This is a genomic window from Shewanella pneumatophori (assembly GCF_023283895.1).
GTDB lineage: Bacteria > Pseudomonadota > Gammaproteobacteria > Enterobacterales > Shewanellaceae > Shewanella > Shewanella pneumatophori.
Genome location: NZ_JAKILB010000004.1, coordinates 114,419 through 127,691, shown reverse-complemented (window position 1 = coordinate 127,691; position 13,273 = coordinate 114,419). Strand labels below are relative to the sequence as shown.

The following is a 13,273-nucleotide window of genomic DNA, read 5'->3' as shown; positions in this document are numbered from 1 at the left end:
AGGAGAAAAAAACTAAAGGTCAAAGAGTTGCGTGACGTTAGAAAACATCTGTTCTGAAATTAGAACGGCAGATTTTTTTTGTAAATCCGCCATTTTTTGGAGGATATCAGGCAAAATTAGCGGAGTATTTCGACGATTTTGACTATTTTTTGGCGTCATCGCAGGCGAATCTGTTTCCAAGACAAAGGAATCTAATGGTAATTGCGCCACCGTTTGTTGCAGTTTAGGTGCATTATCATTGAGTAAAAGCCCGCCCACACCGACTTTATAGCCTAAATTAACATATTGTGATGCTAGTTCTGGCCCGCCATAAAATCCATGAATTACGCCTTTTTTACTGGGTTTCAATATTTTAAGTAATTTAATAACCTCTTCATGAGCCTTAACAGCATGAATAATGAGAGGTAGTTCAAACTCAGCAGCAAGCTCAATTTGAGCTGTAAACACTTTCAATTGTGTATCAAAATCACTTTTATGTAATTTATCTAAACCACACTCGCCTATCGCGACTAATTGAGAATTATCTTTATATGTCAGTAACAAAGTTCTTAAAGACTTGAGCCCACTATCTATATCTGCAGCATGACCGCAGTACCAAGGGTGGATCCCTAACGCATATAAACATTGGTATTGCTCAGCAACTTTTAACTGATTACGCCAATGCAAAGCTGAAACGCCCGGCAGCACAACGTTATTGATACCGGCAAGCCTCATCTGAGCAAATAGCTCAGCTCTATCAATATCAAACTCAGGAAAATCAAGATGAGCATGGCTATCTATAATTGGTAGGGGGTTACTCATAGCTCTTGCTTCGCTGCTTAACTGATTCAGTTGATTCTGCTTTGAGAGCCTCTTGCTGCGAAGCCTCAGGCTGTCTTTTCGATACATTGATGAGTTCAGGTTCTGACAAGCGAGGTAAACAGCTACGGCGATTTTCAGGCGTAAGCCCCATACTATCGCACCAATCTATATATTTTTGCCAATAGCGGCTAATGAAGTTCATTTTAAACTCTCCTCCTTCGCTTCCGGTCTCCCAAAACCAAAAAATTAGCAAATACTGTTAAGTTCCATCTACTCCAAGCACCTGCACTTAGGGGGCATAGCTAAACTTGTAATCGTACTCGCTGATAACGCTAAGATTAATATAAGCCGCCTTGATAATTGATACAAACTAAATAGCAAAGTCTAATTGATGCTATCAACCTCCTGAAGAAGTTGGTTTAGACTGAAAACAAAAAATCCCAAGCCTAGGCTCGGGATTTTTATGAAATCTGCATTAACAGCAGAATCAGCTACACGCTCATACTACCGATGAATATTAGTTTTCGCGTGTCTTTGCAAATTCGATGTCTGGGTAACGTTCCATAGATAGGTTCAAGTTAACCATAGTCGGTGCGATGTAAGTGAGGTTGTCACCACCATCTAATGCAAGGTTCATGCTGCACTTACGTTTAAACTCATCAAGTTTCTTATGATCATCACAATAAACCCAACGTGCAGTAGCAACGCTAATCGCTTCGTAAATCGCTTCAACCTTGTATTCAGTCTTCAAGCGACCTACAACCACTTCAAACTGCAGCACACCAACAGCACCAACAATTAAGTCGTTACTATCAAGTGGTCTAAATACCTGCACAGCACCTTCTTCAGATAACTGTACTAAGCCTTTAAGCAATTGCTTTTGCTTTAACGGATCTTTTAAGCGAATACGACGGAACATTTCTGGCGCAAAGTTTGGTACACCAGTAAAGCGGATTTTTTCGCCTTGGGTAAATGTGTCACCAATGCGAATTGTACCGTGGTTGTGTAAACCAATAATGTCACCAGGGTATGCTGCTTCTGCACGGTTACGATCGCCAGCCATAAAGGTTAGTGCGTCACTCACATTGACGTCTTTACCTAGACGTACATGGTGCATCTTCATACCTTGCTCGTATCGACCAGAACAAATACGCATAAAGGCAACGCGGTCACGATGCTTAGGATCCATGTTTGCTTGGATCTTAAATACGAAACCACTGAATTTTTCTTCTTCTGGCTGAACGTCACGCGCTTCTGTTTCACGTGGCTGTGGCGTAGGTGCCCACTCAACGATACCGTCAAGAATATGATCAACACCAAAGTTACCCAATGCAGTACCGAAGTACACAGGGGTAAGCTCGCCTTTTAAAAATGCATCGTGATCAAATTCATTAGAAGCACCTAAAACTAGCTCCATTTCATCGCGAATATCAGCGGCATAGCCACCGATAGCTTCATCAAGCTCTGGGTTATCAAGCCCCTTGATGATACGAGAGTCTTGAATCGTGTGGCCCATACCATTCTGATACAGAATCACTTCATCACGCAGAATGTGGTAAACGCCCTTAAACTCTTTACCCGCGCCAATTGGCCAAGTAATAGGGGCACAGGCAATATTAAGTACTTCTTCAACTTCATCCATCAACTCGATTGGGTCGCGAATATCACGGTCCAATTTGTTCATGAAGGTAACGATTGGTGTATCACGTAAACGTGTTACTTCCATCAGTTTAATAGTACGTTGCTCAACACCTTTAGCTGAATCGATAACCATCAAGCACGAGTCAACAGCCGTAAGCGTACGATAAGTATCTTCCGAAAAGTCTTCGTGACCAGGTGTATCGAGAAGGTTAACTAATGCATCGTTATAAGGAAACTGCATTACAGACGTAGTGATTGAGATCCCGCGGTCTTTTTCCATCTCCATCCAGTCAGATTTTGCATGCTGACCTGACTTTTTGCCCTTTACTGTACCCGCTTTTTGTAAAGCGTTTCCGAATAAAAGAACCTTTTCAGTAATGGTGGTTTTACCCGCATCTGGGTGAGAGATGATGGCGAAAGTGCGACGTTTGTCGACCTCAACTTTATAGCCTGACATGTTTACCTGTAATTCTGGGAGTTTACAAAGGCGGCAATTATAGCCGCTCACCTATATTTTGGCTACCAAACTAGCCAGTAAAATCGGCTTGATAACCATTTGTGGCTAGTCAAAAATAAAAAAGCCCCAATAAGGGGCTTTAATTACCAGCAAGACACTCGCTCTAACGATTAGTTAACGCTAGTTTTTAACAACTCGTTAGTTCTTGCAAGTTCCAGTCTCGCGTAGCGATGCTCTACAAAATCATAAATATTAGTTGCAAGGGCTAACCGGAAGTAATTAGCAGCTTCCGCGTTATCACCTTTTTTCTGAGCTATTTTTGCCATATAGAAATACGCTTCACACAAACGCTCTGCATACTCTTCTGGGTGCTTCAAACCATCTTTAGCTAGTGAGAACACCTGTTCTTTGGTTTTATTACCTAAGTAATAATCAACCAACACTGTAGCCCAAGCATTGGTTTGTAAATTAGCTTTGTGTTCTGCGAGCTCAGTTTTAGCCGCAAGTTGATCAACTTCACTTTCAGCTAAATACAACCATAATGCACGGTAGCCATCTGATGGATCTCGCATATAGAAATCGCTCATATCATTAACAGCCAGCTCCATACGCTCACCGTAGTATAAAGCGATCCCTCTATTCAAAAATGCGTAATCATAATCAGGAGACAACTCCAATACTGCATCAAATGCTTCATATGCACTTTCGAACTCACTTTCCTGAGTGTAATAAATACCTAGGAAGTTATAAGCATCTGCAAGATTAGGCTGCAGTTTTAATGCCTGATGAAAGTCGATACGACCTAATATACGCAGGCCTACACGATCATAAATAACACCACGGTCATAATGGAATCGTGCTCGTTGTTCAGGAGTTAACTCTACTGACGCTAAAATTTCATTTAATTTTGCTAAGGTGATTTCTAGCTTATAGTCAGGCGAAACAGGTGCAACCCTAATCGACGCTTGTCGTTCACTTTCGGACTGAGTGGACACACATCCTGTCAGCAGCATACTCACACTTGTTATAGCTACAGCTACAACAGTTCGCATCTTTTGATTCATCCATTTGACCTTTTGAGTTCACCAATAGCTCCAATCATAGCAACCCCTAATCACGACTGCTATCAAGGAATTGAAAATAATCCAATTCTTGCTGATTATTTCACCACAACACTTTATTTTAGCCATAAAAAAGGAGGCCATTGGCCTCCTTTAGATTCAAAAGTGCTAGTGCTTATTCAGCAGCTGGCGCTTCAGCTTTTGGTGCAGCTTCTTTCATAGAAAGACGTACACGGCCTTGGCGGTCAACTTCCATCACTTTAACTTTAACTTCTTGACCCACTTCTAGGTAGTCTGACACGTTCGCAACACGCTCTTCAGCGATTTGAGAAATATGTACTAGACCATCTTTACCAGGAAGAATCGTTACGAATGCACCGAAGTCTACGATACGTACAACTTTACCGTTGTAAACTGTACCGACTTCAACTTCTGCAGTGATCTCTTCGATACGACGGATAGCTTCTTTAGTTGCATCGCCATTTGAAGATGCAATCTTCACGGTACCGTCATCATCAAGTTCAATCGTAGTACCGGTTTCTTCAGTAAGTGCACGAATCGTTGCACCACCTTTACCAATAACATCACGGATCTTCTCTGGGTTGATCTTGATAGTTGTGATACGCGGAGCGTGGTCAGAGATATCTTCACGGTGACCAGAGATAGCTTGGTCCATTACGTTTAGGATATGAACACGTGCGCCATATGCTTGCTGTAGAGCAATCTGCATGATCTCTTTAGTGATACCTTCGATCTTGATATCCATCTGCAGAGCAGTAATACCATCGCGAGTACCAGCAACTTTAAAGTCCATGTCACCTAAGTGATCTTCATCCCCTAGAATGTCAGAAAGAACAACAAAATCGTCGCCTTCTTTAACTAGACCCATTGCAATACCAGCAACAGAAGTCTTGATTGGTACACCAGCATCCATTAGCGCTAGAGAAGTACCACAAACTGACGCCATAGAGCTTGAACCGTTAGATTCAGTGATTTCAGATACAACACGCACGCTGTATGGGAATTCTTCAGCTGTAGGCATAACAGCGTTAATACCACGCCATGCTAGTTTACCGTGACCGATTTCACGACGCTTAGGTGAACCAACCATGCCAGTTTCACCAACTGAGTATGGAGGGAAGTTGTAGTGCAGCATAAAGCGGCTAGTTTGCTCGCCCATGATGCTATCAATCTTCTGTGCGTCACGCTCAGTACCTAGGGTACAAGTTACTAGTGCCTGAGTTTCACCACGAGTGAATAGTGAACTACCGTGTGTACGCGGTAAAACACCTGCCATAACGTTTAGTGCACGAACCATATCAGGCTCACGACCATCGATACGCGGGTTACCAGCAATAATACGGCTACGAACCACTTTCTTTTCTAGACTGCCTAGAAGACCATCGATTTCACGTAGATCTGCATCTGCATTTTCAGCTAGTAGTGCATCTTTAGCAGCCGCTTTAACAACACCAACTTGCGCGTAGCGATCTTGCTTAACTTCAATTTGGTATGCTTCAGTTAGACCTGCTTCAGCTAAATCTTTGATCTTAGCAACAAGATCTTGGTCTTGAACTGGTGCAGTCCATTCCCACTCTGGCTTGTTAACTTCAGCTTTTAGCTCTTTGATTGCTTCAATAACAACTTGCTGTTGCTCATGACCATAAACAACCGCACCTAACATCACTTCTTCAGGTAGTGCGTTTGCTTCTGACTCAACCATAAGTACTGCGCTTTCAGTACCAGCAACAGATAGTTCAAGTTGGCTATCAACTAGTTGAGAAACGGTAGGGTTAAGAATGTACTCGCCATTCACATAACCAACACGTGCTGAACCTAGTGGACCATTGAATGGAATACCAGAGATAGATAGTGCAGCAGAAGTACCAATCATAGAGATAACTTCTGGGCTGATTTCTGGATCAACTGAAACAACAGTAATGATAACCTGAACTTCGTTTTTGAAACCGTTCGGGAATAATGGACGGATTGGACGGTCAATTAGACGTGCAGTTAATGTTTCGCCTTCAGATGGACGACCTTCGCGCTTAAAGAAACCACCAGGGATCTTACCTGCTGCGTATGTTTTTTCCTGGTAATTAACGGTTAGTGGGAAAAAGTCACGGCCTGGCTCTTCAAACTTCTTGCCAACAACAGTAACTAAAACTGTTGTATCACCCATACTTGCCAAAACAGCTGCGTCTGCTTGACGTGCAATAACCCCAGTCTCTAATGTGACTGTGTGCTGACCATATTCAAAACTCTTTACGATTGGATTCACGTGAACCATTCCTTAATATTTAATTACCTTAATTACGCGCGTAAGTATACTGCAAGTTTATTCAATAGTTAAAGAGATTGATTGATGACAAAGAGGAATCTTTTCTCTAAAGTGGTTCAATCAGCCTATAAGCATTCAAATTGAAAGCAAATCGTGTTGTCAACACTCTGCTTAAGCTATTGATATAAAGGACAAGGTTCGATGAAGGAGAGTTTCAAATCCCTCACGTGGAAACAGACTATTTTGGTGGTCTCGGCAACGTTATTTTTTGCTGTGGCTGTCTTTATTGTTGAGATTTCACTACTTGTTCTTGATGCTAGGCAGGAATTAAAAGTTAACCAACACGAGCTGTTAGATTCGGTAGACCAACCAGCGACTAATGCAATTTGGGCACTAGACGATGTGCTTGCTACCCAAACGATTCAAGGCGTATTAAAAGTTGAACATGTTAATGCTGCGATTTTAGAGCTTGAAGATGAAAGCCCTTTCGTGTCAGTTAACAACGGCGCATCTGTCATACAGCCGCAGCTATTTCAACGTATTAGTAGCAAATTATTTGGTGATTTAAAGCAAATATCACGCGCCTTATACCGCCCCTTTTACCTAGATAATAATGGTAATGAAGAGCGCATTGGCACCTTGATTATTTCATATGATACACAAGGGCTAACAAACTCCCTGCTTTCAACATTGCGATTCAGTCTATGGGCAACGCTTACCCGCGCGTTTTTACTCACCTTAGTGCTTTCAGTGATTTTTCATCGTTTTCTAACTCAGCCAATTGCTCGTATAAGTGCGGCAATCGACGATATAGATACCGAGTTTCCCGCCAAAAATAGATTACCCGTTGATGAGTCACATAATGATGATGAGCTTGGACTTGTTACATCCAAACTAAACCAAATTCTGGTTCAGTTTGATAACACCCAAAATAAGCTCCGTAAAATGGCAACCAGAGATCCTTTAACCGGGTTACCTAATCGCGCGCTATTATTAGAAACAATTGCAGTCACTATTACTCGTGCAAAACAACATCAAAGCCAATTCGTATTATTATTTATTGATCTAGACCGCTTTAAAAATGTTAACGATTCATTAGGCCATGAAATTGGCGATCAATTTCTAATTCGGGTCGCTCGCACCCTTGAATTAAGTACCGGGCAAGTCGGCACCGTTGCGAGATTAGGTGGTGACGAATTTGTAGTATTAGCTGATGGCTTAGAAGCACCAACTGTAGCGGCGGAGTTTGTAGATAAGCTATTGTTGCAACTCAATGCACCTATGCAACTAAATGAGCATACAGTACACCCGGCAGCCTCTGTAGGTATCGCTATTTATCCAGACGATGGCTTACGAGCAGAAGATTTGATCCGCCACGCTGACATCGCCATGTATAGCGCCAAAGCAGCTGGTTCAAACCAGTGGGCGTTTTTCAAACCGCAGATGACAGAGCGCGCCGCGGTAAGATTAAGAACAGAAGCATCGTTACATGACGCACTGATTAATGATGAGTTTATACTGTTCTTTCAACCCAAACTCGATATTCACAGCGGCGAACTAATTGGCTGTGAAGCGCTTATTCGCTGGCAAAAAGATGGCCGCTTAATTAGTCCGGTTTCCTTTATTCCGGTAGCTGAAGACACCGGCATCATCATTCCGATGGGGCGTTGGGTGATAGAGCAGAGCTGTAAAACTATTAAAGACTGGAAAACCCGCTATAACGTTGCAGTGCCAATAGCTATCAATGTATCCACACAGCAATTTCAAGACGCAAGTTTAGTACCTGATATTAAGCAAGCATCACTACGCTACCAAGTTGCACCTGAGCTTTTGGAAATCGAAATCACTGAAACTTCGCTTATGGATGATATTGAGTCAGCAATTTTGAAGCTACAGCAGCTAAAATCAGCCGGCTTTGGCATCGCTGTAGATGACTTTGGTACCGGCTATTCGTCACTATCTTATTTACGCCGCTTACCTATTACCACGATGAAAATTGATCGCTGTTTTGTTTCAGATCTTCCCGATGAAAGTGCAATAGCTTCAACTATTTTGATGTTAGGCAAACAACTGAATTTGAACATTGTCGCTGAAGGTATTGAAAACCAAGAGCAGTTGCAGTGGTTGCAAGAAAAAGATTGCCAAATTGGTCAAGGCTTTTACTTCAGCAAACCATTATCGATTGAAGAGTTTGAAGAAAAGTACTTTGTGGCAAATCAAGCTACAGCGAACAAGTTTTAATGTCGAAGCATGGTAAGGGTATTTACAAGTTTTTGATTTAGGCTAGTCGCTATGAAACTCAACAACGTTAAACTATATTTCTTTAAGAACAGCTTTGTCAGCCTCTCTCCTCGACAACAAACAATCCTAGATTGTTAATCTTGCGGGCAAATTATTAAACTATCCCTAAGCGAAAATGCTCAGGTGCACGTTTCTAAGAAACATAAATTTTAGGCACAAAAAAAGGAGGCTAAGCCTCCTTTTAATAGATCTGACGTTAAAATTAACGACGTAGACCTAACTTCTTGATTAGCTCTTGGTAGCGAACAACTTCAGTACGCTTAAGGTATGCAAGAAGCTTACGACGTGTGTTAACCATACGTAGTAGACCACGACGTGAGTGGTGATCGTGGATGTGCTCTTTGAAGTGACCTTGTAGGTGGTTGATCTGCGCAGTTAGCAGAGCAACTTGAACTTCAGTAGAACCAGTATCGTTCTCACCACGACCAAATTCAGCTAGGATTTGAGCTTTAGCTTCAACACTTAGTGACATTTCTATCTCCAAAATATTACATTAAAAAATCTTTAGCCGATCACTAACTCAGCCAAAGGGGCGCGCCATTCTACCTATTTACCTTTTAGGTAGCAAGATCAATGTCAGAATAAACCAACTATTTCTCTTGGGTGTCTCTTACAACAATAAGGCGCTTAGGTGCGAGTTGGCCATCATCATTCATCTGGCCAATGCCAACAAACTGTCGCGACTCACCAATAGTGATCCGTACGAGTTCATCAACAGGTAAATTTGACACTTGCACTGGGTTACCGTTCATAAGATATGTTGCTAGCTCTTCTGAGACATTCACCTCTTTAAAGCCACTAACAGCAGTATCCATAGGCAACAACAGTGGGTCGAGTACGTCAGATAAAGACAGTGATTCAGCTTCCGCTTTCGCTACTAGCTCTTCAAGTTGTTGAAGCGACACCATCTTATCGTATGGGTAACCAGCAACTTGAGTACGGCGTAACATAATCACATGTGCGCCACAGCCTAACATCTCCCCCAAATCATCAGTGATAGTGCGAATGTAAGTGCCCTTTGAACAATGGATATCTAGCGTTAACTCATCACCTTCTAGACTGATAAAGTTAAGTTCAAATACATTGATTGGGCGAGCTTCACGAGGCACTTCAATACCTTCGCGCGCATATTTATATAAAGGCTGACCTTGATATTTTAACGCTGAAAACATTGAAGGTACTTGCATGGTTTCACCACGAAAGTGCTCTAAAGCTGTTTCTAGCTGCTCTTGAGTGAAATTAATTTCTCTCGTTTGAACAATCTCACCGTCTGAATCGCTTGTATCTGTGCGTTGACCTAATTTTGCAGTTACTAAATAACGCTTATCAGCGTCAAGTAAATGCTGCGAAAACTTAGTCGCTTCACCAAGACAAATAGGTAACATGCCCGTAGCTAGCGGATCCAAAGCACCGGTATGGCCTGCTTTATTCGCATTAAAAAAGCGCTTAACTCTTTGTAATGCGAAATTTGAGCTCATGCCAGTGTCTTTATCTAACAGTACAATACCGTCGATAAAACGGCCGCGAGAACGACGTGCCATTACTTATCGCCCTCTTCCTTAGATTCATCCTGCGCAGAATCAGGTGCAATACCGTGCTGCTTCTGTTTCGCTTCATCATTACTGATAACGCGGCTAACTAGGTTAGACATGCGCATACCTTCAACAAGCGAGCTATCGTAGATAAAGCGTAGTTCAGGCATTACACGCAGTTTCATGCGACCTGCAACTAATGAGCGAATGTAACCCGCCGCAGCATCTAACGCTTCAACCTTCTGTTGCACTAGTTCTACGTCTTCTTCAAAGAAGGTAACGTAAACTTTTGCATAGTTAAGGTCACGAGATACATCTACGTCATTAACAGTGACAAAACCGATACGTGGGTCTTTCATGTCACGCTGAAGAACAACCGCTAACTCTTGTTGTAGCTGCTGTGCGATACGGCGTGTACGACTAAATTCTTTTGCCATAATATATTTGCCATAAATATTAAGGGCGGCTAACGCCGCCCTTATAACTAACTTGATAAATTACAAGGTACGTGCAATTTCTACAGTTTCGAAGACTTCAATCTGATCGCCAACTCTGACGTCATTATAGTTCTTCACACCGATACCACATTCCATGCCGTTACGAACATCGTTAACGTCATCTTTAAAGCGACGAAGTGATTCTAGTTCACCTTCGTAGATAACAACGTTGTCACGTAGTACGCGAATTGGAGCGCTACGCTTGATGGTACCTTCAGTAACCATACAACCAGCAATTGCACCGATCTTAGGCGACTTGAACACGTCACGAACTTCAGCAAGACCAATAATCTCTTGTCTGAATTCTGGTGCAAGCATACCACCCATTGCGTCACGAACTTCATCAATTAATTGATAAATGATGCTGTAGTAACGTAGGTCAACGCTTTCACTATCGACAACTTTACGTGCCTGTGCATCAGCACGAACGTTAAAGCCAACCATGATAGCGTTAGATGCCGCAGCTAGTGTTGCATCAGTTTCAGTTAAGCCACCCACACCGCGAGCGATGATGTTAACTTTAACTTCGTCTGTAGATAGCTTATCTAGTGAGTCAGCAATCGCTTCAAGTGAACCTTGAACGTCTGCTTTAAGTACTAGGTTAAGCTCTTGAACTTCACCTTCAACCATGTTGGCGAACATGTTTTCAAGCTTAGACTTTTGCTGACGTGCAAGTTTAACATCGCGGAACTTACCTTGACGGTAAAGTGCAACTTCACGAGCCTTACGCTCATCGCGTACAACTGTCGCTTCATCACCCGCAGATGGCACACCAGATAGACCTAAGATCTCAACTGGAATAGATGGACCCGCTTCAGTGATTGATTTACCATTCTCGTCTTTCATCGCACGAACTTTACCGTACTCAAGACCACATAGAACGATATCACCTTGCTTAAGTGTACCTTCTTGTACAAGAACTGTAGCAACTGGACCACGGCCTTTATCAAGCTTAGATTCAACCACAACACCAGCAGCCATACCTTCACGAACCGCTTGAAGCTCAAGAACTTCAGCTTCTAGAAGAATACCTTCTAGTAATTCGTCGATACCAGTACCGTCTTTAGCTGAAACGTGAACAAACATGTTGTTTCCGCCCCAATCTTCAGACATTACGCCATGCTGAGAAAGCTCAGACTTAACGCGATCTGGATCAGCTTCTGGTTTATCAATCTTGTTTACAGCAACAATCAGAGGCACACCACCCGCTTTAGCGTGTTGGATAGCTTCGATTGTTTGTGGCATAACACCGTCATCTGCTGCAACTACTAGAATTACGATATCAGTCGCCTTAGCACCACGAGCACGCATAGCAGTAAACGCTGCGTGACCAGGAGTATCTAGGAAAGTGATCATGCCGTTTTCAGTTTCAACGTGGTATGCACCAATGTGCTGTGTAATACCACCGGCTTCGCCAGATGCAACTTTTGCACGACGAATATAATCAAGTAGTGATGTCTTACCGTGGTCAACGTGACCCATGATGGTAACAACAGGAGCACGAGGCTCAACTTTAACGTCACCGTTACGGTCAGAAAGTACTTGATGTTCTAGCTCGTTTTCACGAGTCAGTACAACTTTATGGCCCATTTCTTCTGCAACAAGCTGTGCAGTTTCTTGGTCAAGTACTTGGTTAATGGTAACCATAGAGCCCATCTTCATCATTTGCTTGATGATTTCAGTAGCTTTAATAGACATTTTAGAAGCAAGCTCAGCAACAGAAACTGTTTCACCAATGCTCACATCAGCTTTAACAACTGCTGCAGGCTTAGTGAATGCGTGATCCATTGACTCTGGCGCTACGCTACGATTGTTACGAGAGTTGCGTGAGTTGCGGCTATCACGACGGTTGTCTTTACCACCGCGCTTACCTTTGCCTTTACCGGCTGGGCTATTGCTTGCTTCATTGCCCGCTTTAGCCGCTGGCTTACGTGGACGACGGCCACGCTTTTCAGCATTTGCATCAGCAGTATCTTCAGCAGCGCGCGCTTCTGTAGAAGTAGTCACATGGTGATCAACTGATTTTTCAGCTTCTTTACGTGCTTTTTCTTCTTCAGCCCAACGCTTTTCGTTTTCTTCAGCTAAACGACGAGCTTCTGCAGCTGCTGCTGCCGCTTCTTCGTCTGCTTTTGCTTTTGCTGCTGCTTCTTGAGCTGCTAATAATTTAGCTTCTTCAGCTTTTGCTGCTTTATCTTCAGCAGTTTCTGCTGGTTTATCATTTTGCACTTTTGCTTTTGCCTTAGCTTCGGCTTCTGCCTTAGCTTTTGCCTTAGCTTCTGCTTCAGCTTTCGCCTTTGCTTCTGCCTCAGCTTTTGCTTTTGCTTCAGCTTCTGCTGCAGCCTTCGCTTCTTCTGCTTTAGCTGCTGCTAGTTCCGCTTCAGCTGCTTCATCACGCTTAACAAAAGTGCGCTTTTTGCGAACTTCTACTTTAACGTCTTTTGACTGCCCACCGCTACCAGCAACACTTAGTGTTGAAACTGATTTGCGTTGTAATGTCATTTTCTGTGGGGCTGCATCGCCGCCGTGTTGCTTCTTAAGGAAATCAAGCAACTGCTGTTTTTCAGATTCAGAAACCGTATCTGTTGCCGATTTCTTAATACCAGCCTGAGAAAACTGCTCAACTAAACGATCAGCGCTTTTCCCAACTTCTGTGGCTAGTTTTTCTACTGTAGTATCCGCCATATTTAAAACTCCCCTCTGCT

Annotated in this window: 9 protein-coding genes; 1 reads left to right on the top strand and 8 read right to left on the bottom strand. The window is 42.8% G+C overall.

Annotated elements, in window-relative coordinates:
* Positions 1–12: 12 nt before the first annotated feature.
* The 4 genes from L2740_RS07785 to pnp all read right to left on the bottom strand — a co-directional run bounded on the left by L2740_RS07785 (position 13) and on the right by pnp (position 6,241).
* The gene (locus L2740_RS07785) at positions 13–783 is read right to left on the bottom strand and encodes a TatD family hydrolase (RefSeq protein WP_248949697.1); all 771 of its coding nucleotides are present in this window, start codon (positions 781–783) and stop codon (positions 13–15) included.
* Between the two features lie 535 nt (positions 784–1,318).
* Positions 1,319–2,899 (bottom strand): peptide chain release factor 3, encoded by a 1,581-nt coding sequence (gene prfC, locus L2740_RS07780; RefSeq protein WP_248470979.1) that lies wholly within the window; start codon positions 2,897–2,899, stop codon positions 1,319–1,321.
* A 170-nt stretch (positions 2,900–3,069) separates the two neighbouring features.
* A complete protein-coding gene (gene nlpI, locus L2740_RS07775) occupies positions 3,070–3,963 on the bottom strand; it encodes a lipoprotein NlpI (RefSeq protein WP_248949475.1) in 894 nt (297 codons plus the stop codon).
* A gap of 172 nt (positions 3,964–4,135) precedes the next feature.
* The gene (gene pnp, locus L2740_RS07770; protein ID WP_248949474.1) at positions 4,136–6,241 is read right to left on the bottom strand and encodes a polyribonucleotide nucleotidyltransferase; all 2,106 of its coding nucleotides are present in this window, start codon (positions 6,239–6,241) and stop codon (positions 4,136–4,138) included.
* 201 nt (positions 6,242–6,442) lie between these two features.
* Between pnp and L2740_RS07765 the strand changes: the two genes are divergently transcribed.
* Positions 6,443–8,482, top strand: a complete 2,040-nt coding sequence (locus L2740_RS07765; protein WP_248949473.1) for a putative bifunctional diguanylate cyclase/phosphodiesterase — start codon at positions 6,443–6,445, stop codon at positions 8,480–8,482.
* A 262-nt stretch (positions 8,483–8,744) separates the two neighbouring features.
* Here the strand turns inward: L2740_RS07765 and rpsO are convergent, their stop codons facing one another.
* The 4 genes from rpsO to infB form a co-directional block, all read right to left on the bottom strand.
* Positions 8,745–9,014 carry a 30S ribosomal protein S15 gene (gene rpsO, locus L2740_RS07760; protein WP_248949472.1) on the bottom strand — a complete coding sequence of 90 codons (270 nt, stop codon included), beginning with the start codon at positions 9,012–9,014 and terminating at the stop codon, positions 8,745–8,747.
* Between the two features lie 118 nt (positions 9,015–9,132).
* On the bottom strand, positions 9,133–10,083 hold the full coding sequence (gene truB / locus L2740_RS07755; RefSeq protein WP_248949471.1) for a tRNA pseudouridine(55) synthase TruB: 951 nt from the start codon (positions 10,081–10,083) through the stop codon (positions 9,133–9,135).
* Complete coding sequence (gene rbfA / locus L2740_RS07750) at positions 10,083–10,511, bottom strand: 30S ribosome-binding factor RbfA (RefSeq protein WP_248949470.1); 429 nt, start codon at positions 10,509–10,511, stop codon at positions 10,083–10,085. Before rbfA ends, truB begins: the two co-directional genes overlap by 1 nt.
* Positions 10,512–10,571: 60 nt before the next feature.
* A complete protein-coding gene (infB, locus tag L2740_RS07745) occupies positions 10,572–13,253 on the bottom strand; it encodes a translation initiation factor IF-2 (RefSeq protein ID WP_248470985.1) in 2,682 nt (893 codons plus the stop codon).
* Positions 13,254–13,273 lie beyond the last annotated feature (20 nt).